General features: G+C 48.5%; 24 protein-coding genes. 13 read left to right on the top strand and 11 right to left on the bottom strand.

The window, feature by feature from the left end; all coding sequences use genetic code 11:
• Positions 1 to 101: 101 nt before the first annotated feature.
• From nadE to AC23NW_RS32215, 4 genes are read left to right on the top strand one after another with little or no spacing between them, the layout of a single operon-like run.
• A complete protein-coding gene (gene nadE / locus AC23NW_RS32230) occupies positions 102 to 2,162 on the top strand; it encodes an NAD(+) synthase (protein ID WP_487454736.1) in 2,061 nt (686 codons plus the stop codon).
• Between the two features lie 55 nt (positions 2,163 to 2,217).
• On the top strand, positions 2,218 to 3,504 hold the full coding sequence (locus AC23NW_RS32225; protein ID WP_487454735.1) for an AAA family ATPase: 1,287 nt from the start codon (positions 2,218 to 2,220) through the stop codon (positions 3,502 to 3,504).
• The gene (locus tag AC23NW_RS32220; protein WP_487454733.1) at positions 3,501 to 4,157 is read left to right on the top strand and encodes a hypothetical protein; all 657 of its coding nucleotides are present in this window, start codon (positions 3,501 to 3,503) and stop codon (positions 4,155 to 4,157) included. The genes AC23NW_RS32225 and AC23NW_RS32220 overlap by 4 nt, the downstream gene beginning before the upstream one ends.
• Before the next feature lie 15 nt (positions 4,158 to 4,172).
• On the top strand, positions 4,173 to 5,048 hold the full coding sequence (locus AC23NW_RS32215; RefSeq protein ID WP_487454731.1) for a DMT family transporter: 876 nt from the start codon (positions 4,173 to 4,175) through the stop codon (positions 5,046 to 5,048).
• Positions 5,049 to 5,063: 15 nt separating this feature from the next.
• Here AC23NW_RS32215 and AC23NW_RS32210 read toward each other — a convergent pair whose 3' ends face one another.
• Positions 5,064 to 5,801, bottom strand: a complete 738-nt coding sequence (locus AC23NW_RS32210; RefSeq protein ID WP_487454729.1) for an OmpA family protein — start codon at positions 5,799 to 5,801, stop codon at positions 5,064 to 5,066.
• A gap of 251 nt (positions 5,802 to 6,052) precedes the next feature.
• Between AC23NW_RS32210 and AC23NW_RS32205 the strand changes: the two genes are divergently transcribed.
• The 3 genes from AC23NW_RS32205 to AC23NW_RS32195 all read left to right on the top strand — a co-directional run bounded on the left by AC23NW_RS32205 (position 6,053) and on the right by AC23NW_RS32195 (position 8,603).
• The gene (locus AC23NW_RS32205) at positions 6,053 to 7,102 is read left to right on the top strand and encodes a hypothetical protein (RefSeq protein ID WP_487454727.1); all 1,050 of its coding nucleotides are present in this window, start codon (positions 6,053 to 6,055) and stop codon (positions 7,100 to 7,102) included.
• A 238-nt stretch (positions 7,103 to 7,340) separates the two neighbouring features.
• Positions 7,341 to 7,895 carry a peroxiredoxin gene (locus AC23NW_RS32200; protein ID WP_293833678.1) on the top strand — a complete coding sequence of 185 codons (555 nt, stop codon included), beginning with the start codon at positions 7,341 to 7,343 and terminating at the stop codon, positions 7,893 to 7,895.
• Positions 7,896 to 8,012: 117 nt separating this feature from the next.
• Positions 8,013 to 8,603, top strand: coding sequence for a carboxymuconolactone decarboxylase family protein (locus AC23NW_RS32195; RefSeq protein WP_487454725.1), 591 nt, complete (start codon positions 8,013 to 8,015; stop codon positions 8,601 to 8,603).
• Between the two features lie 57 nt (positions 8,604 to 8,660).
• Here the strand turns inward: AC23NW_RS32195 and AC23NW_RS32190 are convergent, their stop codons facing one another.
• From AC23NW_RS32190 to AC23NW_RS32180, 3 genes are read right to left on the bottom strand one after another with little or no spacing between them, the layout of a single operon-like run.
• Entirely contained in the window at positions 8,661 to 9,248 is a 588-nt protein-coding gene (locus tag AC23NW_RS32190; RefSeq protein WP_487454723.1) for a Uma2 family endonuclease, read from the bottom strand.
• 32 nt (positions 9,249 to 9,280) lie between these two features.
• The gene (hemH, locus tag AC23NW_RS32185) at positions 9,281 to 10,345 is read right to left on the bottom strand and encodes a ferrochelatase (RefSeq protein WP_487454722.1); all 1,065 of its coding nucleotides are present in this window, start codon (positions 10,343 to 10,345) and stop codon (positions 9,281 to 9,283) included.
• A 38-nt stretch (positions 10,346 to 10,383) separates the two neighbouring features.
• Positions 10,384 to 11,178: a hypothetical protein gene (locus AC23NW_RS32180; RefSeq protein WP_487454720.1), complete on the bottom strand. Its 795-nt coding sequence runs from the start codon at positions 11,176 to 11,178 to the stop codon at positions 10,384 to 10,386.
• Between the two features lie 161 nt (positions 11,179 to 11,339).
• On the opposite strand from AC23NW_RS32180, the gene AC23NW_RS32175 reads away from it, so the two are divergent.
• Positions 11,340 to 12,281 (top strand): LysR substrate-binding domain-containing protein, encoded by a 942-nt coding sequence (locus tag AC23NW_RS32175; protein ID WP_487454718.1) that lies wholly within the window; start codon positions 11,340 to 11,342, stop codon positions 12,279 to 12,281.
• A 46-nt stretch (positions 12,282 to 12,327) separates the two neighbouring features.
• Here the strand turns inward: AC23NW_RS32175 and glmS are convergent, their stop codons facing one another.
• The 3 genes from glmS to AC23NW_RS32160 form a co-directional block, all read right to left on the bottom strand.
• Entirely contained in the window at positions 12,328 to 14,166 is a 1,839-nt protein-coding gene (glmS, locus tag AC23NW_RS32170; RefSeq protein WP_487454717.1) for a glutamine--fructose-6-phosphate transaminase (isomerizing), read from the bottom strand.
• Positions 14,167 to 14,305: 139 nt separating this feature from the next.
• On the bottom strand, positions 14,306 to 15,742 hold the full coding sequence (locus tag AC23NW_RS32165) for a DUF4270 family protein (protein WP_487454716.1): 1,437 nt from the start codon (positions 15,740 to 15,742) through the stop codon (positions 14,306 to 14,308).
• On the bottom strand, positions 15,687 to 16,499 hold the full coding sequence (locus AC23NW_RS32160) for a glycogen/starch synthase (protein ID WP_293833667.1): 813 nt from the start codon (positions 16,497 to 16,499) through the stop codon (positions 15,687 to 15,689). Before AC23NW_RS32160 ends, AC23NW_RS32165 begins: the two co-directional genes overlap by 56 nt.
• 182 nt (positions 16,500 to 16,681) lie before the next feature.
• On the opposite strand from AC23NW_RS32160, the gene panC reads away from it, so the two are divergent.
• The 5 genes from panC (at position 16,682) to AC23NW_RS32135 (ending at position 20,487) form a co-directional block, all read left to right on the top strand.
• Positions 16,682 to 17,524 carry a pantoate--beta-alanine ligase gene (gene panC, locus AC23NW_RS32155; RefSeq protein ID WP_487454714.1) on the top strand — a complete coding sequence of 281 codons (843 nt, stop codon included), beginning with the start codon at positions 16,682 to 16,684 and terminating at the stop codon, positions 17,522 to 17,524.
• Between the two features lie 95 nt (positions 17,525 to 17,619).
• On the top strand, positions 17,620 to 17,973 hold the full coding sequence (gene panD, locus AC23NW_RS32150) for an aspartate 1-decarboxylase (protein WP_293833663.1): 354 nt from the start codon (positions 17,620 to 17,622) through the stop codon (positions 17,971 to 17,973).
• A 145-nt stretch (positions 17,974 to 18,118) separates the two neighbouring features.
• Positions 18,119 to 19,177, top strand: coding sequence for a lysylphosphatidylglycerol synthase transmembrane domain-containing protein (locus AC23NW_RS32145; protein ID WP_487454712.1), 1,059 nt, complete (start codon positions 18,119 to 18,121; stop codon positions 19,175 to 19,177).
• An 11-nt stretch (positions 19,178 to 19,188) separates the two neighbouring features.
• Positions 19,189 to 19,668: a D-glycero-beta-D-manno-heptose 1-phosphate adenylyltransferase gene (gene rfaE2, locus AC23NW_RS32140; RefSeq protein ID WP_487454710.1), complete on the top strand. Its 480-nt coding sequence runs from the start codon at positions 19,189 to 19,191 to the stop codon at positions 19,666 to 19,668.
• Between the two features lie 129 nt (positions 19,669 to 19,797).
• The gene (locus AC23NW_RS32135; protein WP_487454709.1) at positions 19,798 to 20,487 is read left to right on the top strand and encodes a zinc metallopeptidase; all 690 of its coding nucleotides are present in this window, start codon (positions 19,798 to 19,800) and stop codon (positions 20,485 to 20,487) included.
• Positions 20,488 to 20,591: 104 nt separating this feature from the next.
• On the opposite strand, the gene AC23NW_RS32130 is transcribed toward AC23NW_RS32135, so the two are convergent.
• The 4 genes from AC23NW_RS32130 to AC23NW_RS32115 are packed head-to-tail and all read right to left on the bottom strand — an operon-like array spanning position 20,592 to position 23,865.
• Positions 20,592 to 21,080, bottom strand: coding sequence for an ATP-binding cassette domain-containing protein (locus AC23NW_RS32130; RefSeq protein ID WP_487454707.1), 489 nt, complete (start codon positions 21,078 to 21,080; stop codon positions 20,592 to 20,594).
• Complete coding sequence (locus AC23NW_RS32125; protein ID WP_487454706.1) at positions 21,014 to 22,762, bottom strand: peptidase domain-containing ABC transporter; 1,749 nt, start codon at positions 22,760 to 22,762, stop codon at positions 21,014 to 21,016. Before AC23NW_RS32125 ends, AC23NW_RS32130 begins: the two co-directional genes overlap by 67 nt.
• A gap of 45 nt (positions 22,763 to 22,807) precedes the next feature.
• Positions 22,808 to 23,299, bottom strand: coding sequence for a peroxiredoxin family protein (locus tag AC23NW_RS32120; protein WP_487454704.1), 492 nt, complete (start codon positions 23,297 to 23,299; stop codon positions 22,808 to 22,810).
• A gap of 5 nt (positions 23,300 to 23,304) precedes the next feature.
• Positions 23,305 to 23,865: a hypothetical protein gene (locus AC23NW_RS32115; protein ID WP_487454702.1), complete on the bottom strand. Its 561-nt coding sequence runs from the start codon at positions 23,863 to 23,865 to the stop codon at positions 23,305 to 23,307.
• Between the last annotated feature and the right edge of the window lie 116 nt (positions 23,866 to 23,981).

The following is a 23,981-nucleotide window of genomic DNA, read 5'->3' as shown; positions in this document are numbered from 1 at the left end:
GAATCACTGAATCGTTAGCACAGGATTAAATTCTGTGCTTTTTTTGCAGACAGGCTTGTTATAACGCTGTATTAACTGCCAAACACCCGTTGGGGTTACGTATGAAATTGATAAAAGTTGCAGCCGGCGTACTGAATCAGACTCCGCTGGCGTGGGAACATAACCAGAAAAATATCATTGCGGCCATCGAAACGGCCCGTCAGCAAGCGGTCAGTATTCTGTGTCTGCCTGAGCTCAGCATCTGCGGCTACGGCTGCGAAGACGCTTTTTTTGCGCAGAATACCATTGACCAGTCGGTTGCTTCACTGTTCGAGATTGCGGAGCACACGCATGACATGGCCGTGGCCCTTGGCCTTCCCTTACGCTATAACAACCGGACGTATGATGTGGTTTGTCTGGTGGCTAACAAACAGATTCTGGGCTTTGCCTGTAAGCAGAATCTGGCCAATAACGGCATCCATTACGAAACCCGCTGGTTTCAGCCCTGGACATTAGGCTTCCGGGACGAAATCCGGCTGTCGGCTCCCGGCCACAGCGAGATGTCGTACCCCATCGGCGACCTTGTGTTTGACCTGTCAGGCATCCGGATCGGCTTCGAAATCTGCGAAGACGCCTGGATTGCGAGCCGTCCGGGACGGGCGTTGTATGAACGCGGTATCGATATCATTATGAACCCGTCGGCCAGCCATTTCGGCTTTAATAAATCGGTCGTCCGCGAGCGGTTTGTGATCGATGCCTCGCGGTCGTTCGGTGTCAGCTACGTCTATACCAATATGCTGGGCAACGAATCCGGCCGGGCGATCTACGACGGCGATGCGATGATTGCTTCTAACGGTGAGCTGCTGGTATCGAGTCCGCGCCTCAGCTATGAAGATCACCATATTGTTACGGCCGTTATTGATGTCGACAATACCCGGCTGAGTCAGACCCAGAACCGGGTCAACATGGCCATGGCCTACCCGAATCTGAAAGTACAGTCGCTGTTTCATTTCCCTGACGTACGGCCGGTCCTGCAACGCGCCGAACTCGAGTCGTGGGAACGGGGCGGCTACATCAAAGAAGAAGAATTTGCCCGTGCCGTGGCGCTCGGCCTGTTCGATTATCTCCGCAAAAGCCGGTCACACGGCTATGTACTGTCCCTGAGCGGTGGCGCTGACTCATCGGCCATTGCCGCCACTGTGTTCCTGATGGTCCGGATGGCAATCGAAAACATTGGCCTTGACGGCATCAAGCGCAAACTGAGCTACATTAACGCAATACAGGACTGCCAGACGGCCGAAGAACTGGTCGGGAAACTGCTGACGGTAATTTATCAGGGTACCGAAAATTCGTCGGATGATACATATCTGTCGGCAAAAGAGCTCGCGGAGAGCATCGGTGCAACGTTCTACAACATCAACATTAACGGACTGGTCGAAACCTACCGCGGGTTAATCGAAGCGCAACTGGGCCGTAAGCTAAGCTGGGACACCGACGATCTGGCGTTGCAGAACATTCAGGCGCGGGTACGTGCTCCGGGCGTCTGGATGCTGGCCAACATACAGAACGCGCTGCTGCTGTCGACTTCGAACCGGTCGGAAGCCGCTGTCGGCTATGCGACTATGGATGGTGATACGGCAGGCAGTATCAGCCCGATTACCGGTATCGACAAGCATTTTCTGCGCGGGTGGTTGCGCTGGCTCGAAACAACGGGCCTGAATATTGCCAGCACCCCGTCGGCAGAAACGGCCATCAGGCTGGCCGGTCTGCACCGTGTGAACAACCTCCAGCCAACGGCCGAACTACGCCCGCTTGACAAAAAGCAAACCGACGAAGATGACCTGATGCCGTATGACGTGTTGAACCAGATCGAAAATGCGGCTATCCGTGACAAGCAGCCGCCGGTTGATGTCCTGAAACTGATGGAAGTACATTTCGATGGGGTCTATACGCGTGACCGGCTGATGCTCTGGGTAGAGCGTTTTTTCCGGCTGTGGAGCCGCAATCAATGGAAACGGGAGCGTTACGCGCCATCGTTCCATCTCGACGACCATAACCTTGATCCGCGGACCTGGTGCCGTTTCCCGATTCTGTCGGGCGGTTTCGATAAGGAAATTGCGCAGATGAAGGAATGGGCAGCGGGCGAAAGCGGTAAAGGGCGCAAGGGGAAAATCGGATTTTAGTCACAGCAGGCCTGCGGGCCTGCCTTTTTAGAAGTTTCGTAAAACGACATAAGTCATGCTAACGCCGGAGGAATTCCCATACATAAAGTCGATACACGTTAACGATTGTTACACTTATCAAAATTTCGATATCAATCTATTCGACTATCCGGATAAGCCATTCAGCCATTTAATTCTGACAGGAAAGAATGGATCGGGAAAGAGTACGATATTAAAGGCAATAGATAATCAGGTCGTAGCTTGGCGATCAAATAAGTCAAATGAAAGTTATTATCTTAGTGGAAGTATAGAAGGCCACATTAATACATTACAGAACTTAATAGCCAATAAACTTTTACAATTTGGCGAAGGGCACTCAGAGGTGACTCAATTACAAAATCAGTTAGATAGGTTTAAAGCGCTGACAATATCATATAGCAAAAACCCTCAGGAGTTTTGGATTAACAATAAATATAAAAGTCTATATTCTTTCTTGATAGCTAAACGAGAAAGCAACCCAGCTGCTGTAAATAGTGTAACTAAAGAACAGGATTTCATTGAATCTTTCTTAACAAGTAACTCAACCGAATATTTTACTAAAAAATTTAAACAATACCTAGTCAATAAAAAAATTAGTCAAGCCTTTGCACAATTAAAAAATGACAATGAGTCTATAAATAAAATTTCTTCTTTTTTCAATGATATTGAAAACATACTTAAAAAAGTATTTGAAGATGATAGTTTAGAACTAGATTTTATTCAAGATAGTTTTGATTTCCAAATCAAGCTATCTAACAACAGATCAGTAAGCTTCAATGAATTATCTGATGGTATTTCATCATTGTTAAGTGTTATAATTGATTTACTCATGAGAGTTGATCTAATAAGAAGCCAACGTAATTCACCCTTAGTTGACCCATGTGGCATAGTACTGATTGATGAGCCCGAAACACACTTACATATTCAATTACAAGAACAGGTTTTACCAATATTAACCAGCTTATTCCCAAATATTCAGTTTATTGCCGCAACTCATTCACCGGCAGTGATATCCAGTATTAAACACGCTACCATATTTGACTTAACAACGAAAGAAGCCAAAAATGATGAAGTTGCCGGAAGAAGCTATTCTGACCTGATGATGACTCATTTCGGACTTGATAATGAGTATTCTAACATTGCTGATGAGATTATTAAAGAAGTAAATACTGTTCTGAATAATCGCAGCCTTAACCCGGCAATACGCCATATAGAGCTTCAAAAAATATATGATGATAGCAGTAAGTTTCTATCACCAACGTTAAAAATTGAGCTTGAGTTACTATTAGCGAAGTATCAATCTAACATCTCTGCGGCTGAATGATAAATGTTACACGTGATGTAGCGGCTCCGGATTCGCTCTTACTTCAAAAATCCTATCGTAACAAAGACGTAATTGACTTACTTTTCCGGATTTTTAAAGGAAAATGCTATTTAACAGAAAGTCTTTTCAATCATCCTGAAGAAATGGAGATTGACCATTTTGTTACGCAAAGTGAGGACGCGGGTAAAATTTATGATTGGACAAACCTGTACCCTATTAGCCAGCGAGCGAACAAGCAAAGACCGAAAAGTACACCTGAAGGCGGCTATCTTGACCCTTGTAACTCAGAGGATGACGTTGAAAAAGAAATCGTATATGTTGTTGAGTTTGGCGGAAATGCATTGTTTAAAGCACGTAACCCTCAAAACATTAAAGCTGTCAACACGGCGAAGCTACTCAATAATCTCCACAAAGACCTTAAGCCTGCTATAAAAGACAAACATCACGAAATTGTCAACGCCGTGGCGGAATGGTACAATGCCAGAAACAAAATCGCCGGGCAGCAAGATAGCTCACTAACAGAAAGCACACACAAAACACTGCTGACAAAAGAATTACTGCTAAAGAAGCTATTATCCCGCGAAAGTCATTTTACAATGCTCATGCGTTCTATAGAAGCAGTTGAAAACCTTCCTCCTGATTTTTTTGACTAGCCGGAAGCCAAGTTTATGAACAAGTTTGTACAATATACGCTCCCCGGCCTGCTCTTCGCTGCCCTTTGGGCGTCGGCATCGGCAGCTACCAAGTTCGGCGTTAAGGTGGCCCACCCGTTCATTCTGGCTAATGTCCGCTTTTTCATTGCCGGTGGTGGCATGCTGCTCTTTGCCTACGCCATCAAACGGTATGAAAACGCGTGGCCAACCCGGACGGAATGGCAACGCCTGACCATCTTCGCCTTACTCAATACAACGATTTACCTCGGTGCCTACGTGCTGGCCCTCGAGCAGGTTTCGGCAGGGATTGGCAGCCTCTCAACGGCTACCAATCCGCTGTTTATCTCGGTGATGTCGGCCATCTGGCTGCGGCGGCCGTTACGGCTGAATGAAGGCATCGGGTTACTGCTCGGGCTGCTGGGTGTGGCGGTGGCCACTTATCCGCTGCTCGAAAAAGCCTATGCTACCGTGCAGGGGCTGCTGATTCTGCTTTTCGCCATGGTGTCGGTATCGCTGGCTACGGTCTATTATGCCCGCTTCGAATGGCGGTTACCGAACGTAGTCATCAATGGCTGGCAGGTATTTATCGGCGGCCTCCTGCTCCTTCCCGTCACCCTCCTGACCGCCGATTACGGCCAGAGTCACTTTAATACGACGTTCTGGCTTTCGGTATTCTGGCTTATTCTGCCGGTATCGGTAGCGGCACTGCAACTCTGGTTTTACCTTGTCCGGCAGGATGCAGTACAGGCTTCGCTCTGGCTGTTCCTCTGCCCGATTTTTGGCTTTGTTTACTCATCAGTCCTGTTGCATGAACCGATTACGGTATATACGGTCGCCGGCACGGCACTCGTAATCGGTGGTTTATGGCTTGGGCGGTCAGCAAAGAAGTAAAACGTGTCGGGGCAGTTACTCAATGCGAATGTCTACACGCCGTTTTTGCGCTAAGGGTACGTCCGGCTCCGTTTGCGCAAGGTTGGCGTTCCGAATAGTAATCCGCTCACTGCGAATGCCATTTTGGAGAAAAAAGGTTTTTACAGCTGCTGCACGATCACCAGCCAGTAATTCATTCAGGCTTATGTTACCCTGGCCGTCGGTAAAACCGGTAAGTACCAGACGCTCATTAGAAGCCGTCAGGCGTTTAAGCAGGGGTTGCAGCAACTGAGGCGCCGCCGGGGACAATACCGCACTACGGGCCTGAAAATAAACAGAATAAGCCGAGGAGCCGGAAGCTTGCGTTTTCCCTCCGGTTACTGGCGAGAGTTGCAAGCGCTTTCCCGTTACCTGCCGGACATAGGGAACGGTGAAATCAATCACATCCTGTCCGTTTTGATAGCCTTCTGCCTGTACCTCAACCGTGTAGCGTTGCTGCGGATTTAGCCGCATACGGAACGCTCCGTTGGCGGCAGTCTGCTGACGGGCAACGGTCTGGCCTTGTTCATTCTGAACCGACAGGTTGGCAAAGGCAATCGGCTGCCCCGTTTGCCGGTCCACGACAAACCCCTCAACGGAGGCCATTGCGGGTTGCCCGGTCTGTGCGGATACCTGCCCCCATCCCAGCAGCCACAGACAAAACCACCCTGTAATACATACCTTTTGCCACCCGCCTACCGTGTACATAGCCCCATAGATTAGTCCGTTAGTCAAAGATAAACCGTTTACGTATCCGGCTCTCACAATACGGCTTTTATTGAGCCTGTAAACGGCTCCCGGACCTCAGCAATTACCGGTAAAACGGTCTTCTGGCAGCGGCTGTTTTACCGGATTTTTTCATATGCAAAACTTAATCATAATACTCTAAAAATCAACTAATTACATACCAATATTTATCACATTAAACCGAACAGAATTCCGCGTTTTTTTGTTAAATTTATAGGTAAACAACAATACTTCTGGCGATGAACACAGTAAACAATCAAGTGCCTCTGACCAACGGTCAGATGATGGACGAAAACTGGCGGAAGAGCATACCGGCACAGGTGTTTCTGAACCATTTTTTTGCCATGGATTACCATATCCAGCATCAGAACGACCTGTTTGAACTGATGAAATTTCCCGTTTTTCAGGACTTCACCTCGACGGTTTCGGATGAGCAGCGCAAGGCACTCGAAAAACTCCTGCTTAACAGCTGGAGCGCTGAATATGCGTTGCGTATTACGCCTGTCGTTAATGACGAACAATATTTACAGAGCTCACTGCACTGGACATTTCCACAAGCTTATTATAGTGTACTGTTCAGTGCACGGGCTTTTCTAACGGTTCAGGGCATTAACGTCAGCAATGAAGAGCTGATCCGGAAGCGGATCGGCAGTAGTGTGGTGCGTGGCTTCTACCCCGCTTCGGTTGGCTATTATGCCCTGGGACCATACAATAACTACCGGATCCAGCGGCTGCCGATGGCGAAATACAAGCCGGAGCTGGCTTTGCCGTCACGTGCCAATCAGGCACAGGCTGAAGTGGCTCAATTCCTGAAAACAACCCGTGACCAGCGTGTAAAGGCGCTGCGGACCATTATTCAGAATAACCCGAAAACAGCCTTCCGGAGTGAGCGGACCGGCGAAGTGCTTCAGAAGTTCGGCGTAGAGCAATACAAGGTGCTGGCGCGTCAGATCGGGTACACAACCTTTTTTGACATGCTCAGCCGGTTGCGGATTTCATCGAATAACCGCGAGATCGAACGTTTTGTGGATTCATCCATTGATGTACGGCTGTTTCATCAGAGTCTGGTGAACATCGTTTCGCACATCAATGCCGTACACGAAATCTATGTTGCAAAGGCACTCGGACTGGAGGCATACCAGCAGCTAATTAGTAAGCTTCCTGCTTATTTACAGGAAAACTTTGTGCGGGAGCGGTTACAGTCGATCATCCTGCCGATATTGGGTAACCCCGAAAACGGCCCGAAACAGCACGCAATCGGACGGTCTAATCCCAGAATGGCTGCTTAATCAAATATGATTCTTATCAGAACTATAGCCGGAAACACCATCCGGCTATTTTTTTTATATATGAATAATCATATTTCAACAGACGAATCTGGTACTCTGTGAACATTCGTTTTCATTTTTAAAAGTTGACTGATTTTATCTATCGCTCATAGACAAAACCAATAAGGTTTAAAATTCGTTATAACTTATTTTTGTACAGTCGAATATGCTTCAGTTCAATACAATCTGATAAATAACTATGAAAAATCACATTATTTCAGTTGGCTCTCAGTTCCCTGAGTTCAAGAAATTAGCCGTTGTTTCGCTTGAAAAAGGCAACGAGTTTTACGAAATCTCTTCTGAAGACCACAAAGCTAACGGCCAGTGGCTGGTGATGTTCTGGTGGCCGAAAGACTTTACGTTTGTCTGCCCGACAGAAATCGCAGAGTTCAACAGCAAGTACGAAGACTTCGCTGACCGTGATGCCGTTCTGATCGGTGCATCTACCGACAGTGAGTTTGTTCACCTGGCATGGCGTAAAGACCACGACGACCTGCGTGGCCTGCGTTTCCCGATGCTGGCTGATACGTCAAAGTCACTGGCGGAAGAACTGGGTATCCTGGAAGCAAACGAGAAGGTAGCTTACCGTGTAACCTACATCGTTGATCCACAGGGCATCGTTCGCTGGGTATCGGTTAACGATCTGTCAGTAGGCCGTAACGTAAACGAAGTCCTGCGCGTGCTGGACGCCCTGCAAACTGACGAGCTTTGCCCATGCAACTGGGTTAAAGGTCAGGAAACGCTTACCGTTTAACTGCGATTGAGCGAATGGTAACCGTTAAGTGGTGTATATATACCTCTTCCACTATTTCAAGATACGTGGTAATTGGCGGTTCACTCATTCGCCCAATTACTCAATCACTCAATAAGTATGGTTTCAACACAAAACGAAACGGTTGTATCACTGCTGGGACTGGTAGGTCTGGATGCAGCGGCGGCTGAGTATCCGGTACTGGATGCGCTGAGCAAATCTGACAGCCGGTTTCTGCGCGACCTGAAGATAAACGTTGGCAATGCCCTGAACAGCAGCCAGCAACTGAGCAAACAGGAAGCCCGGTTGTTAGCGTTATCGGTAGCCGCCAACGAAAAGCACCAGCCGCTGATCGACTCGTTAAGCGAGGCTGCCCGGCAGGAAGGTGCTACAGATGCACAGATTGCGGAAACACTCGCCTGTACATCGCTGCTGAGTACCAACAACGTATTCTACCGTTTCCGTCATTTTGTTGGTAAAGATTATTACAACAACACACAGGCGGGTATCCGGATGAGCATCATGATGAATCCGGTGCTGGGCAAGGAGTTCTTTGAGCTGATGAGCCTGGTTGTGTCGACGATCAACGGTTGTGAGATGTGCGTTCGTTCACACGAGGAAAGCGTACTGAAGCATGGTGCCAGCGAGGCCCGTGTTTTCGAAGCGATCCGGTTAGGTGCCGTGATTAAAGGATTGATTACTGTGCTGTAAAGGCAATTGGTACAGATATGCAGAGGGCGGGTCTTGCGACCCGCCCTTATTTTTTAGCTAAACAGAAGTATTGAACTCAATACCTTCGTAAATTTCCGATACCGGAATCTGAACCCCTATCGATTCCAGCAGTACCAGATCATCCATTTTCTGATAGGCAGAATAACGCCACAGATGGGCATCAGTTTTGTAGTGAACAATAACGATTGGCTCCTCCTGATCAATCAGAACATACTCACGAAGGGTTGGTATCTGTTGATAAAGGAAAAACTTTTTGTCTTTATTGTATCCTTTTGTCGAGTCCGACATAACCTCAACAATAAGCGTCGGGTTCTTCACGGCATTTTTATGTACCTCGAATGTCTCTACCGGTCCGCACACCACGCTGGCATCCGCAAACAGGTACCGGCTCCATGAAATGGCAATTTCAAGATCAGCATTATACGCACGGCACGAAGTTCCTTTAAGTGTGTTGCCTAATTCTCTTGTAATATTGGCAGAAATGAGGCTATGGTTCGGCGTTCCGCCAGCCATGGCATATACCTGACCATCGACATATTCCCATTTTGTTTGCGATTCACGTAATAAGGAAACGTATTCCTCAACGCTTATATACGCTTTCCGGTCTTTGATTGCAGTTTCCATACTTCATACGAGTTACAGACCTGAAATAAACGTCATACCCGCGATTTAACCAAATCGGCAAGCAGCTCGATCCAGAGCGGGCTATCGTTCAGGCTTTCAACCAGATCCCACTGTTCGCCGCCATGTTCTTCGAATAGCTCTTTGTATTCTTCTCCGACCTCAATCGTTGTTTCCAGACAGTCGGCAACGAACGCCGGGGAAAACGCCAGCACCCGCTTCATGCCTTTTTTCGGTAGTTCCTTTACCAGATCTTCGGTATACGGCTGAATCCAGGGGTCTTTACCTAAGCGCGACTGAAAACAGGTAGTGTACTTACCCACCGGAATGCCGAGTTCCTTAACCAGCCGGCGTGTTGTTTCAAAACACTGTGCCCGGTAGCAGTATTGATTCATGGCATTGAGCGAGTCACAGCAACTGCCTAGCTTACAGACCTGGCCCTTCGTCACGTCACCTTTCCGGATTTGCCGCTCGGGCAGGCCGTGGTAGCTGAATACAAAGTGATCGTAGTCGGTTTGCTGAATGAATTTCTGTGCATTCCGGACAAACCCCTCGACAAATTTCGGATGGTCCAGAAAACTGCTGACAAAGGAAAGTTCGGGAATAATCTGCCATCCCCGCACAATTTCCATTACCTTATCGTGAATCGATCCGGTCGTGGCAGAAGCATATTGCGGGAAAAACGGAATAACAATTATTTTGGTAAGGCCCTGCTTCTGAAACGCTTCCAGACCGGTCTGAATACCGGGGCTCTGATAGCGCATGGCCAGTTTCACCACAAAATCATCGCCCAGCATGCGCTGCAGTTCACGCTCAGCCACTTCACCGTAGTATTTCAACGGAGAACCGTTTTCGGTCCAGACTTCCTGATAGGTTTTGGCTGATTTGGGGGCACGGAACGGTGCAATAATACCATTCACGAGCAGTGTTCTGGGAATCAGCGGAATGTCGATTACCCGCCCGTCCATCAGGAATTCACGCAGGTATTTGCGTACATCCGGCACCGACGGGCTATCGGGAGTTCCTAAATTTACCAGCAATACGCCGGTTTTTCCTAATTGTTTAGTTGCAGCAGGTTTTTGTAAAACAGTAGCTTCCATACGTATGTAAGTAAGGTATCCAGGCGCCGATTAGTTCACTATTTTGCCTGCGGATAACGCGTAAGATCGGTTCTCGGAAAATCCGTAAACACCTCACCCGGCAATCCGGTAAATACCATAATATCGGTAATGTCACGATCACCGCGGTCGCCGCCCAGCAGTATCTGGCCATGACGCTGGTAATCACCCCACGGACGGATAAAACCAGGTTTTTCGTCGGTGAATTTGGGATAATAGGCCCATTGACAAACCAGATGCGTGTTTTTATCAATCCAGACCTTGTATTTATTGTCGGGGGTATTGCCAACGCTTTTGAAGGTCATCTGGATCACGTCGGCCGGTTTATTCTCCTGCGTATTTTCCTCACCCAGATACTTCAGCGTCACACCGGAATCTTTGAGTTTGAAGGGCATCACCAGCCAGTACGAGTCATTGATCCAGGCTGCTTTCCCCTGTTTAACATATTTCGCTACCGAGTCAGCATCAGTGAGTTCTGCTCCGTTTTTAAAAACACGGCCTTTATCGGTGAAAATATTCAGGATGACAGTCTGGTCATTTTTCAGGTTATCGATCCGGACGTTTCCACGCCATTTATCCCAGATGAGACGGCGGTTACCAAAAAAATTCCATGCAAGAAAATGCGTATTATCCCACGCTTTACGCCCTCCCATGGCTTTCATGGCCCCGTCTGCCAGTTCAATGGCTTTAGCATCAGAACCAGCCAGATCGAAACCTTCAGCGGGCGGATTTGATTTATCTGACTGACTGAAACCAGTCAGTACACTACAAAAATAAAGGCAAAGTAGTACAGGAATACACGTAACAGGCTTCATGGAACGAAGTTTTTCTTTTAAAATTAACAAATGTGGCACTTTGTTTTGCGTTTATCGGTTATTTTGTAACATTAAGCAAAGCAGGTAAAGAATTTTTTTCTTTTTTCGCACCCTTTTTCAAAAACTTGTCCGCAGGAGCACCTCGTTGCCGGGCCATTCGTATGACTCTTACACAGCTCGAGTACATTATTGCCGTTGACACGTACCGCCATTTTTCTGCTGCTGCGGAAACGTGTCACGTAACCCAGCCTACCTTAAGCATGCAAATCCAAAAACTTGAAGATGAGCTTGGTATTCTGATTTTTGACCGTTCCAAACAGCCCGTTGTTCCGACCGAAACCGGTCAGCTGATTCTTACCCAGGCCCGTGAAGTGATACAGGCTGCGCGCCGTATACCTGAAATCGTACGGGATGCGAATAATGATCTGAGCGGAGAGCTTAAGCTAGGAATTATTCCTACGCTGGCCCCCTACCTTCTCCCTTACTTTATTGGTAGTTTTATCGAAAAAAGACCAGCCGTAACGGTTCAGATTCAGGAGCTTACTACCGAGCAGATTCTGGAAAAGCTGCGGAACGGACTGCTGGATGTGGGCCTTGTCGTAACGCCTTTACACGAATCAGGGCTTTACGAACAACCGCTTTTTCATGAACCGTTTGTTGTCTATACCTCAGATAATCACCCGCTTGCCGAAAAAGAAGTGCTGCGCGACAATGATCTGAATAATGAAGGGCTCTGGTTGCTGACCGAAGGACACTGCTTCCGGGATCAGGTCATTAATCTCTGTAGTACAGAACGTATGTCGAATGCGCATACGCATTCGCTCCATTACGAAACGGGTTCGCTCGAAACGCTTATCAAACTCATTGACAAACAGGACGGCTTTACGCTACTGCCTTATCTGGCAACGTTAGATCTTGATCCTGCCCGTAAAAAACGACTGCGCCCCTTTCTTGACCCGCAACCGGTTCGGGAGGTCAGCCTGGTTGTGCATCGCCGGTTTCTGAAGCGGAAACTGATTGATGCCCTGCAACGCGAAATCATTGCCCATGTTCCCCGTGAGTTGCTGACACCCAAACGCAACCACGTAGTGGCTATAAAATAATGCTGAAACAAAAAAGGGATTGGCACCCGTCAATCCCCTTTTTGTTTTATTCTACCGTAACCGATTTGGCCAGGTTCCTTGGCTGATCAACGTTCCGGCCCCGCATAACGGCAATGTCATAGGCCAGTATCTGCAACGGAATAACCGACACCAGCGGCAACAGTACCTCATGCACTTTCGGAATTTCGATGACAAAATCGACCATATCCGGCAGGTGTTTATCTCCTTCAGTCGTGATGGCAATAACCCGGCCCTTACGCGCCTTCACCTCCTGAATGTTCGACACAACCTTCTCGTATGAACTGTCTTTGGTCGCAATAACCACCACCGGCATGTCCTCATCAATCAAGGCAATCGGACCGTGCTTCATTTCAGCCGCCGGATACCCTTCCGCGTGGATATACGAGATTTCCTTTAGTTTAAGGGCGCCTTCCAGTGCCACCGGAAAGTTCATGCCCCTGCCCAGATAAATAAAGTTCCGGGCGTATGTAAAGATCTGGGCGATTTCGCGGATTTTAGCCGCACTTTCCAGCACCTTCTCCACCTTTGCCGGAATACTGTCCATTTCGGCCAGTAATTGCCGCAAAAGACTGTTTGAGATCGTTCCCTTCCGTTCGGCAGCCGCCAGGGCCATCAGCGTCAGCACAGTGACCTGGGCGGTAAACGCTTTCGTGCTGGCTACTCCGATTTCCGGGCCGGCGTGTGTATATGCTCCTGCATGGGTTGCCCGCGCAATTGACGAGCCAACCACATTACAAACGCCGAAAATTGTGGCACCCTTGGCCTTTGCCAGTTCAATGGCAGCCAGTGTATCAGCCGTTTCGCCCGACTGCGAAATGGCAATAACCACATCCCGTTCCTTAATAATCGGGTTCCGGTACCGGAACTCTGAGGCGTATTCTACCTCTACCGGGATGCGGGCGAGCTCTTCAAAAATGTATTCAGCCACCAGACCGGCATGCCAGGATGTACCACAGCCAATGATCACAATCCGCTGCGAATTCGCCAGCTGATCCATGTAGTCGCGCAGGCCGCCCAACTGCAGGTAGCCTTCGGCCGCCTGCACACGCCCCCGCATACTATCGGCAATAGAGCGCGGCTGTTCAAAGATTTCCTTTAACATAAAGTGGTCGAAACCACCTTTTTCGATGGCTGCCAGCTCCAGCTCGACTGTCTGCACATACGGCACGGTCTGCGTATTGTCCAGCGTCAGGAGTTTGAGTTCTCCGTTGCGTACAATTGCGATTTCATAATCGTTCAGATACACAACCTCCTTCGTATATTCGATAATCGGTGTGGCATCCGAAGCAAAAAAGAACTCATTTTCGCCCACGCCAATCACCAGCGGACTACCCTTGCGGGCAGCAATCAACTGTGTCGGATCATCTTCTGACATGACGACAATAGCATAGGCGCCTACGACTTCCTGCAATGCCAACCGAACTGCTTCTTCCAGGGAGCAACCGGCATTTTCCTGAATGTCTTCGATGAATTGAATCAGTACCTCCGAATCGGTCTCCGAGCGAAATTCACGGCCTTTTTTGATCAGGCTTTTTTTGATAGCCGCGTAGTTTTCGATAATGCCGTTGTGAATAATGGCCAGACCGCGGTGAAAGGAGTAGTGCGGGTGTGCATTAACATCGTTCGGTTCGCCGTGCGTTGCCCAACGCGTGTGTCCCATCCCGATTGTAGCGTGCAGGTCTTTTCCGGTCAGTTCGTGTTCAAGATCAGCAACTTTTCCTTTTTTCTTGTATATCTTCAGGCCATCCCCGTTCAGCAAGGCTACCCCGGCACTGTCGTACCCCCGATATTCCAGTCGCTTTAATCCTTTTAACACCAGCGGGCACGCTTCGCGCGGCCCGACATAGGCAACAATTCCACACATGATTTTCTTGTTAAGTAGACGCTGTAAAGTAACAGCAATCCGGTGAAATGGCCTAAAAGATGTACTATTTTGACCTAAAAATATAAGCCCGGTGCACCTTAGCTGGTGTACCGGGCTTATATTTTACTACCAGTATAGCCTACAGCGTGTTTGTATAAAACACAACGACTTTAACACTTGCATTCCCATCCAGCACCATCCGCCACAGACGGTCGTTCAGATAGTAAGGCGCCTGATTAGCCGCCGAGCCGGTGCTCACATCCACCAGATTACCCGTGCTTGGTGTCATCATCAACAAACCATTATTCGGCGTCAGGCCCGACATAATTGTCTGGAAATAGGCCGTCATGTCAAAGGTATAGGACTTATTACGCGTATTATAACTGCTTACCTGCGGATAATACCATGAGGAAATTGAGCGGTTAAAAACCGCAGTACCAATCGGCGCAAACTGTATAAGATCCGTTGACGGATAACGCAGCAGCTGGTTTTGGGCGCCGGCTTCTGCCAATACCAGATATGGCGGCAGATCCAGCTGTGCACTAGGTGCTGCTACCGGCGTAATCACCAGATCGGCACGGTTAATGGCTACACGACGCTTTTTCAGATCATCCAGGCCCGGAATCTGAATTTTTGTCGTTACACCGGTACCCGGCTGTACAAACGTCTGCCCTTTGGTAGCAGTTGACGAAGTAGCCTGTCCTGCTTTAAGACCCGAAAGCAGTGTACCGGCGCGGTTTGGTACAATCCGGTTAAAACGGCCCTGTGCCCCACTTACCATCAGAGTCTGGCTCAGTGCAGTCGTTTTCCCCTGGATGTGGTAGTATACCTGTAATACAGTTGTATAGGCAGAAGAACTACCCATAGCGCCAAAGTTCAGTACGGACGGGTTAGCGGTACCCGGAATCAAGGCAATTCCCTTTACTGACTGCTGGAAAATACTGTCTGCTTTACCGGCGTCTTTATTGGCTACCGCTACGATCTCTTTCCCAAACGCCGCATCAATCGGAATTTTAACGTACGCACTCTTGCCCGGTGTAGGCTTAAACGCTAACTTTCCCAATGGCTGTGCACTATAGCCAATAGAGGAATTATAGTTATAATTTTTGGTACGCGACAGGTCTTCTGTCAGGCGGTGAACAGCTACTTCATGCGTTTGCAGGGTATCACCGCCGTAGACCGGCGCGTAGGTATACTGCAAAAACAGGAAGGTAGAATCGTGGACAATCTGACTTGCAGGAATATCCACTTTAAGGGAATCCTGGACGATAAACTGGCTGCCCAGCGACAGTTGTGTGTAGGCACTGGCAGTTACCGGACCAAATACCGGATCCGTATAACGGCCAACCAGCAAAGCGGCGGCCTTATTGGTACGAACTGAATCGAAAAGAATCGTTGAGCGGTTAATCGTTAAGGTATCGGTATAAAAAACACCCACTGGTGTGGTTGGGTCTAAACCAATTTCTTTCGGTTCCTGGCAGGCAGCCAGCGCCACGATACTTCCTGCAAACAGCGTGGCCTTAGCCAGCAAGCTGCGTGTAGAGGTTGTAGTAACGGCTGGCAACATCTTTGTCATCTTCTGTACGACCGAGTTTATTTTTGGGAATGTCATTGAGGATAGCATTCAAACTTTCACTTACTTCATCTTCTGCCTTAACAACGGCATCCGCATAGGTTGCACCCAGACGGACAAATCCTTCGAAATCGGCTGATTTCAGATGAGCCAGCATCTCGTCATCGATGTCCATCATTTTGGCTTTTTCAATAAGCTCATCCTGATTGAACCGGTGCTCAAAGCTGTTGTTATAAATGGTGAACACCGACTTGGTGTCCTTAAACATCGGATCGTTCTTATACGTCGTCTTCAGATATAACGGAATCAGCGCCGTCATCCAGTCATTGCAATGAACAATATCCGGTGACCAGCCTAATTTTTTTACAGTTTCTAATGCACCTTTACAGAAGAAAATAGCCCGTTCATCGTTATCTGCATAGAAACGATCTTCTTTGTCAAAGAAAACGTACTTCCGCTGGAAATAGTCTTCGTTGTCAATGAAATAAACTTGTAACTTGGCGCTTGGGATAGATGCCACCTTGATAATCAGTGGTTTTTCCTCGTCACCAACCGAAATATTAATACCCGACAAGCGTACGACTTCGTGTAACCGGTTCTTGCGTTCGTTGATAAGCCCGAAACGTGGCACCAGAATCCGGATTTCCATTCCTCGCTCCTGCATGGCCTGGGGTAACTTACGCACAAAGTCGGCGACTTCTGATGTCTTCAAAAAAGGATAAATTTCACTGGCAACGTACAAAATACGAAGTTTGCTCATAGACAATGGGAGGGAAAAAGTCCAAACGCTTGACCTAAAAAACCTGCAAAATTATACAATTTTTTCTCGTATTTCAATAAGAAATGCGCAAAAAGATTGCCTGCGCGGCGTGATTTATCCGGTAGTGTTTGTAAAACGAGGATGTTGTCCCGACCTTTGACCCCGAACTTACACTTGACAACATGCTCACAGTTCATACGGTATACGACCTCCGGCAACACATACGCACGGCTCAGGCAGCCGGCCAGCGGATTGGCCTTGTCCCGACGATGGGTGCCTTGCACGAAGGCCATATTGCCCTGGTAACCCGTGCCCGCCACGAATGCGATCTTGTGGTTTGCAGTGTTTTTGTGAACCCTATTCAGTTTAATAATCCCGACGATCTGGCACGGTACCCGCGTACGCTGGAAGCTGATCAGCAGATGCTGGAAGCCGCCGGCTGTGACCTTGTTTTTGCGCCGTCTGCACAGGAAATGTACAGCGAGCAGGCAAGGCTGAGGATAAATTTCGGCGATCTGGAAACCGTTATGGAAGGTGCTTTCCGGCCAGGGCATTTCAACGGCGTCGGCATTGTGGTGGCCAAACTGTTCAATCTGATTCAGCCCGATAAAGCCTATTTCGGCCAGAAAGATCTCCAGCAGGTAGCCGTCATCCGGTGTCTGATCCGTGACCTGAGCTTCCCGGTCGAACTGATCCGGTGCGATACGGTCCGCGAGGCCGACGGGCTGGCGATGTCATCGCGTAACCGGCTGCTTTCACCGGAAGACCGTGCTGCTGCACCGGCTCTCTTCGAAGCCCTTACCATGGCCCATGAGCTGATGGCCGAAGGCCAGAGCCCGAGCTTAGCCAAAGCATCGGTTACGGGCTTTTTCAGCCAGCGTCCCGGCTTCACCCTGGAGTATGTAGAGGTAGCCAATGCGGATACGCTGCAACCGGTCCCCGAAGTGCAGGCGCCCGGTCAGACGGCGATCTGTATCGCCGCCAATCTGGGCAATGTCCGGTTAATTGATAATTTAGTGTTTTAAGACAATGGAACCCGCAGGACGTGGTTTACTGTTCTGACGGCATGCAGGTGAGCGCCTGATTTTACATTACCTTTGCGCGCCAACTACAACAAATCATGTTTCTTAACGTACTGAAATCAAAACTGCACCGGGTTAAGGTTACACAGGCAGAATTGAATTACGTCGGAAGTATTACTATCGACGAGGATTTAATGGACGCCGCCGGACTCCTGGAAAATGAACAGGTTCACATCGTCAACAACAACAACGGCGAACGACTGATTACCTATGTTATCAAAGGGGAACGGGGTTCGGGAATTATCTGCCTCAACGGCGCAGCCGCCCGGCGGGCTCAGGTCGGTGATATCGTGATTATTATCGCTTATGGCATGATGACCCCGGAAGAAGCCCGCTCGCACAAGCCAACCGTAGTTTTCCCCGATGAAAATAACCGGCTGGTAAAGGGGTAGCCCGGATTCGTTCCGCTCAGAAATATTAACGCGACAGATTTGGCCAAACCCTGTTACTTTGCGACGGGGTTTGGCTTTTTCTTGTATTAACATCGTTCACTGCTTACCCTCTTTGTTTATCCGACGGGCTGACGCCCCTTTTGTTATGACATTTGATCTGAAAAGCATCCTCAAGCTTCTGATATCACTCGGCCTGGCAGTTGGTCTGCTCTGGTTATTTTTCACGTACAGCGGTATCCGTGTCGACGAAATTGTCGAACGGTTTCAGCAGGCCGATTACCGTGTTGTCCTGCTGTCGGGCGCGCTTACCATTGTGGCGCACTATAGCCGTGCGCTCCGCTGGCGTATGCTGATGGAACCGGTCGGCTACAAACCAACCGGCAGCAACGCATTTCTGGCCGTTCTGACGGGTTACTTTGCCAATACCCTTGTCCCGCGTCTGGGTGAGGTAACGCGCTGCGGTACGCTCAACCGGCTGGAGCATGTGCCGGTCAATGTGAGTTTTGGTACCGTTGTGGCCGAACGCATTATCGACGTGTTGATGCTGCTTTTACTGCTGGGCGCTACTTTCCTGCTCGAGTTTGAGCGGCTCAGTACGTTTTTTATCGATTTTTTTTCAGCTAAATTAGGTGGAGGCAGCAGCAAACCTGCCGGTAGTTCGCCTGTGCTGCTATATCTGGCCGGCGGCCTGCTGGGTCTGGCAATTGTTGCCTGGGTATTATTTCAGAAATACAAGGACGTACTACAGCAGAAACCATTCTACCAGAAAATTGAAAAATTTGCGATTGGCCTGCTCGAGGGACTGACCAGCGTGCGGAAGCTGAAAAATCCGGGATTGTTTGTGTTCCATACGATACTGATCTGGACAACATACTACCTGATGTCATACATCCTGTTCTTTGCGATTCCGCAAACCAGTCATTTGGGCTTACTCGCGGGGTTAACCTTTCTGGTAGTAGGCTCTATCGGGATGGCCACCCCTACCCCCGGCGGTACCGGCTCGTTTCAGATTCTGGTTGGCAGTGTGTTGGTACTTTATGGTCTCGACAGTAAAGACGGCGGTTTGTTAGCCACGTTTGTCTGGGCCGTACAGACCATTTCGGTTCTGCTTCTCGGCGGCATCAGCTTTGTTGTGGTGATGCTGAAAGCTCCCCGCAAAACCGCCCCTGTTCTGGAAAACTCGTCAGTGAATACCGGCATTTAACCTTTTCTCCGATGACGGAAACAAAAATTCTCACCCGCCCGCAAGCTGTTGAGCAGGTAGCACAATGGCACCGCGACGGCCTTAACGTAGTCTTTACAAATGGCTGCTTTGACATTGTTCACCTCGGCCACATTGACTACCTCGAAAAAGCCCGCCAGCTGGGCGATAAACTGGTGCTTGGCCTCAACACGGATGCGTCTGTCAGCCGTATCAAAGGCCCGCTGCGGCCGGTAGTAAACGAATATGCCCGCGCCCGGCTGATGGCCGCACTTTCGTTTGTCGACGTGGTCACGCTTTTTGACGAACCGACCCCCAAAGAACTCATTGAAACCGTTCGCCCCGATATTCTGGTGAAAGGCGATGACTATACCGTCGATACCATTGTGGGGGCCGACTTTGTCATTGCCAACGGTGGTAGTGTTCAGACCATTTCCCTGGTGAAGGGCTACTCAACAACCGCCCTGATTGACCGGATTAAGAACAGTTTTTAGGGTTGAGCGGTTGTTAAGGTATGTAAACGGACGCCGGTTTGGGACGTTTTCTGGCGAACAATTGTTTTATTTGTACGCAGTAACCAACATGTCAATCATTAACTGCAACCTTAAAAAGAAGATAAAAATATGGCTGGTGCTTATTTAATTGGCATAATTGTCATGATCGTTAGCTGGATCGTCAGCTGGCGGTTAAAGAGTAAATTTAACGAGTATTCACAGATCGGGCTGGCCAACGGCCTGAGCGGGGCCGAGATTGCCCAGAAGATGCTCCAGGAAAACGGTATCTATGACGTCCGCGTGCTTTCGGTAGAAGGTATGCTGACCGACCACTATAACCCGCAGGACAAAACGGTAAACCTGAGTGCCGATGTGTATTACGGCCGTTCGGTAGCGGCAGCAGCGGTAGCGGCCCACGAGTGCGGTCACGCCGTGCAGCATGCAACAGCCTACGGCCCGTTACAATTCCGTTCGGCCATGGTACCGTTCCTGACCATTTCATCGCAATGGATGCAGTGGGTTATTCTCGGTGGTATCCTGCTGATTAACACCACTACTATTCCGCTGGCGATTGGCGTGGCCTTGTTTGCGGTAACGACCCTGTTCAGCTTTGTCACCCTGCCGGTTGAGTTTGATGCCAGCCGCCGGGCATTGGCCTGGGTACAAAACCGCGGTGTGGTTACCCAGCGTGAATATGGCTACGCGAAAGATGCTCTATGGTGGGCCGCCATGACCTACGTGGTTGCCGCTGTAGGTTCTTTGGCCACCTTGCTATACTACGTTAGCATTCTGATGGGTGCCAGCCGCCGGAGCGATTAAATGTTATAGACTATTCAATAAATCAAGCCTTGTCGTTTTTGAGCGGCAAGGCTTGATTTATTGACGTAAGGTACTGATGATAAAACAAAATTACTTTGCCCAAATCATACGCTTTCTTTTCCAGCCATTGAGGTTTCCAGCAATATACCGTCTTCCAGCGCATACACCCTGTCGGCAATACGCACCGATTGACTGCGATGTGTAACCATTACCACTGCCATTTCATTTCTGAGCCGGTTTAGCAACGTCAATACAAACTGTTCGGTTTGGCGGTCAAGGGCAGAGGTAGGTTCATCTAATAACAGCAATTCCGGCTTTTGATAAAGCGCCCTGGCAAGGCCCACCAATTGTTGCTGCCCGCCCGACAAGTTTACGCCTTCCTCTCCTACAACCGTCAAATATCCCTGCGGCAACTTGTGAAACCAGCTGTCGAAACCGTACTGTTTACACATTGCTAATACGGCTTCTGCTTCGGCCTGTACACTTCCGAGAGCGATATTTTCCAGTATTGTACCATTAAAAATCTTTATAGCTTGCGGAACCGACGCAATCCGGCGCCGCCATTCGTCCAGTTTGATGTCTGCAACTGCCATTTTACCCCACCCCCAGCAAAACCAATGCCATCTCGCTGAAAATCAACCATAATAGTACCTTTTTCAGATGTATAAAATCGCATTAGCAGCTGTAGCAACATGCTTTTCCCTGAACCGGTTTCGCCGATAATACCCACAATTTCGCCCCGCCGAGCCGTAAATGACACATCCTTTAGTAATGATTTTCTCCCTGGGAACCGAAATGAAACGCCTTCAACCCTTAATGCAGCTAACGCTCCGGGCAGACTCGTATCCTGTACTGCCGACGTGTTTTCTTTATCTATTTCTGTGAACTCACGCATACGGGCAAATGCAACACGGGCTTCCTGCAACTGAATGTTGGTCGTCGATAATTTAGCCACGGAGCTAATCAATGTATTCGCCATACTGATTACGGCCATCATTTCACCCAATCTCAGCTGTTTGGTCAGTACCAGCCAACCCGTTACAGCAACGAGCATTACCAGCAGGCCTACGCTGCCAAGCTCGCTCCATAAGGCATATCGGTTACCTAATGCGCCAAGATCATACACTTTTCCCTGAAATGACTCGTACACTGCCAAGGTCATTCGCCCGAAAAACGATTCTTTCCGGTTTGCTTTGATAACCCCCACACCACTGATCGCATCAATAAAATGACTTTCCGTCCGGGCATATGCCGCCATGACATCCCGTTGCCCGGTAATGATCGGCTTGTTGAAATGCCATACCAACCAGGCAAATAATGGCATACTCCCCAGAGCAACGATCCCGACAGGCCACGAATAACTGAACAAAAACGCAGCTGTTATAAGGATGACTAAGGTATCAATTACAACATTCCCTGTCAGATAGCTGATTACTGACTGAATCCGACGGGTATCATTCAGGCGCGCAATGAGATCACCGGTTTTCCGGTTATCGAAAAATGCTTTGGGTAACCGCAGAAGATCATTGAAAAAGCTGCCGGTAATGCGGCTATTGAACGCCTTGCTTTGACGGAGCAGTAACAGATTCCGGAGGTAGCTGATGCCTGCCCTGAACGCCAGTAGTAACGTCAGGGCGAATAATCCAATCAGTAGCTTTCGGGTATCCTGCTTAGGAAGAATCTCATCAATGAGGCGCTGCGAAAACAATGCCATTGATAAACCAAGTACAGCCACTACCACGCCAAGACCTGCCGCTGCTGTCAGCAATGATACATCGTCGTGTATAATCGACTTAAACCACTGCCATTGCGTTTTACGGGCTTCGGCTGTACGGACAAAACGGTCTGTCGGGGTTAGGGTCATTAATGCCTTCGACTGCCAGATAGTGGCTAGCTCATCGGCTGTCATCGTAACAACACCACGGGCAGGGTCGCCGATTACAAACAGATTTTCCAGCGTTTTTGACGCAGTCGGGTAAAATACGGCATAATGCTGTAGCCGCTGATCGATAACCACATGCAGGATAACGGGTTCTGTCAGTTCGGCCAGGTTATGAAGTCCTTCGCACTCCCATGCTTCTGTCTCAAACCCCAATGCCGAAGCACTTTGGAGCAAGCCCATCAGCGTGGTTCCTTCAATGCTTGTGCCGCTTTGTTCACGTAAGCGTTCGCGGCTGACATCGCCGCCATAAAAACGGATAACAGACAATAGACAGGCAACGCCACAATCGGTTTGATCGAGTTGGCGGACAAAGGTACGGTGGATATGTTTCATGAAAAGATCAGTTCGGTGTCTTTACAGCCATCACAAAGCCAATACTCAGAGCGCTTCCAGGATCGTCTCAATCTTTGTTTCGCCCCGAAACTCATGGCGTAGCTGTCCATCAGGGCCATAAATAAAAAGATGAGGAACACTCGTAGGTCCGAAGGCTTTGTAAAAAGCATCATGCGATAGAATACCGACAGCGACATTTGGCAGTGGTGCCAAACCTCGTTCCTGAATAAACCTTACGGTTTCTTGCCGCGAAACCTCAGTAAAGAAATATAGCCGGTGCTTTTCAAAAGCGCTGTATTTCCGGACAATTTGGTTTACTTCATCTGTGCAATACTCGCAATCCGGTCTGAACAAAATTACCAGAACATTTGCACCTTTTGACGGTTCTTCAAAGAGGCCTTTCACATAGGTTGGGCGTAACGTTTCAATATGCACAAAATTACTTACCTGATCGTTAAGCCTTTTCTTTTTATACAGGGCAAACAGCAAACAGGCAAAAATAGCGAGCACCACTAAGGTAATTAGTTTTCTTAGCATATGGCTCAGGCTGCTATAAGAAACAGCAATAACAGATATATAAAAACAGCCACTCCATAACTTAATAACACTAATTTAAGCATTGCCCCGAAACGGTATTTTCCCGCTAAGGAAAGACAATAGGTTAATAAAAAAACGAACAATACTTCAAATAGGCTTAGTATCTTCAACGGGTACGAGAACTGCTTTATAAACACCTGATCATCAATAAAAGGAATAATACCTAGTGGCGAAAAAAAGTTTATTTCTTTCCTTGTCGCTGCATTGTTGAAGAAAATAAACCATACTACACTTACCGCCTTTTCCAGCAAAAAAGCGAACTCAGCAATGATGATACTTTTAAGAACATGAACGTTGTCTACTTTAACAGACAGAAACAATTCGCCCAGATAAATCAGGATATAAATGGCAAATACTTTCAGGGCAATCTGAACCGGCAGCAACGCATACCTGAAGTTATCGATGCGCCGTATTGATTCCATCTTTTTTGCGGCGGCTTCGGCCGTACCGTCAAACCCCGACAGGTAAAGCTCATCGCCCCAGACTTCGTGGTTATATAAAAACATCAGTAGTAATGCCAGAAGCAGGTATATACCATAAAGCACAACCAGGGCTTTCTCATAAAAAAAGGCAAGAACCAGTATGTCCTATTTTTGTGGTGACGAAACTACAAAACGATGAC

This window comes from Arsenicibacter sp. R0_47, assembly GCF_057652235.1.
Note: the sequence above shows the minus strand (reverse complement) of the source record. Positions and strands in the feature narration are given on the sequence as shown.

Excerpts from the sequence above, each read along its gene's own strand:
- nadE (WP_487454736.1), top strand. The coding sequence starts at position 102 with ATGAAATTGATAAAAGTTGCAGCCGGCGTACTGAATCAGACTCCGCTG.
- AC23NW_RS32225 (WP_487454735.1), top strand. The coding sequence starts at position 2,218 with ATGCTAACGCCGGAGGAATTCCCATACATAAAGTCGATACACGTTAAC.
- AC23NW_RS32220 (WP_487454733.1), top strand. The coding sequence starts at position 3,501 with ATGATAAATGTTACACGTGATGTAGCGGCTCCGGATTCGCTCTTACTT.
- AC23NW_RS32215 (WP_487454731.1), top strand. The coding sequence starts at position 4,173 with ATGAACAAGTTTGTACAATATACGCTCCCCGGCCTGCTCTTCGCTGCC.
- AC23NW_RS32205 (WP_487454727.1), top strand. The coding sequence starts at position 6,053 with ATGAACACAGTAAACAATCAAGTGCCTCTGACCAACGGTCAGATGATG.
- AC23NW_RS32200 (WP_293833678.1), top strand. The coding sequence starts at position 7,341 with ATGAAAAATCACATTATTTCAGTTGGCTCTCAGTTCCCTGAGTTCAAG.
- AC23NW_RS32195 (WP_487454725.1), top strand. The coding sequence starts at position 8,013 with ATGGTTTCAACACAAAACGAAACGGTTGTATCACTGCTGGGACTGGTA.
- AC23NW_RS32190 (WP_487454723.1), bottom strand. The coding sequence starts at position 9,248 with ATGGAAACTGCAATCAAAGACCGGAAAGCGTATATAAGCGTTGAGGAA.
- hemH (WP_487454722.1), bottom strand. The coding sequence starts at position 10,345 with ATGGAAGCTACTGTTTTACAAAAACCTGCTGCAACTAAACAATTAGGA.
- AC23NW_RS32180 (WP_487454720.1), bottom strand. The coding sequence starts at position 11,178 with ATGAAGCCTGTTACGTGTATTCCTGTACTACTTTGCCTTTATTTTTGT.
- AC23NW_RS32175 (WP_487454718.1), top strand. The coding sequence starts at position 11,340 with ATGACTCTTACACAGCTCGAGTACATTATTGCCGTTGACACGTACCGC.
- glmS (WP_487454717.1), bottom strand. The coding sequence starts at position 14,166 with ATGTGTGGAATTGTTGCCTATGTCGGGCCGCGCGAAGCGTGCCCGCTG.
- AC23NW_RS32165 (WP_487454716.1), bottom strand. The coding sequence starts at position 15,742 with ATGACAAAGATGTTGCCAGCCGTTACTACAACCTCTACACGCAGCTTG.
- AC23NW_RS32160 (WP_293833667.1), bottom strand. The coding sequence starts at position 16,499 with ATGAGCAAACTTCGTATTTTGTACGTTGCCAGTGAAATTTATCCTTTT.
- panC (WP_487454714.1), top strand. The coding sequence starts at position 16,682 with ATGCTCACAGTTCATACGGTATACGACCTCCGGCAACACATACGCACG.
- panD (WP_293833663.1), top strand. The coding sequence starts at position 17,620 with ATGTTTCTTAACGTACTGAAATCAAAACTGCACCGGGTTAAGGTTACA.
- AC23NW_RS32145 (WP_487454712.1), top strand. The coding sequence starts at position 18,119 with ATGACATTTGATCTGAAAAGCATCCTCAAGCTTCTGATATCACTCGGC.
- rfaE2 (WP_487454710.1), top strand. The coding sequence starts at position 19,189 with ATGACGGAAACAAAAATTCTCACCCGCCCGCAAGCTGTTGAGCAGGTA.
- AC23NW_RS32135 (WP_487454709.1), top strand. The coding sequence starts at position 19,798 with ATGGCTGGTGCTTATTTAATTGGCATAATTGTCATGATCGTTAGCTGG.
- AC23NW_RS32130 (WP_487454707.1), bottom strand. The coding sequence starts at position 21,080 with ATGGCAGTTGCAGACATCAAACTGGACGAATGGCGGCGCCGGATTGCG.
- AC23NW_RS32125 (WP_487454706.1), bottom strand. The coding sequence starts at position 22,762 with ATGAAACATATCCACCGTACCTTTGTCCGCCAACTCGATCAAACCGAT.
- AC23NW_RS32120 (WP_487454704.1), bottom strand. The coding sequence starts at position 23,299 with ATGCTAAGAAAACTAATTACCTTAGTGGTGCTCGCTATTTTTGCCTGT.
- AC23NW_RS32115 (WP_487454702.1), bottom strand. The coding sequence starts at position 23,865 with ATGTTTTTATATAACCACGAAGTCTGGGGCGATGAGCTTTACCTGTCG.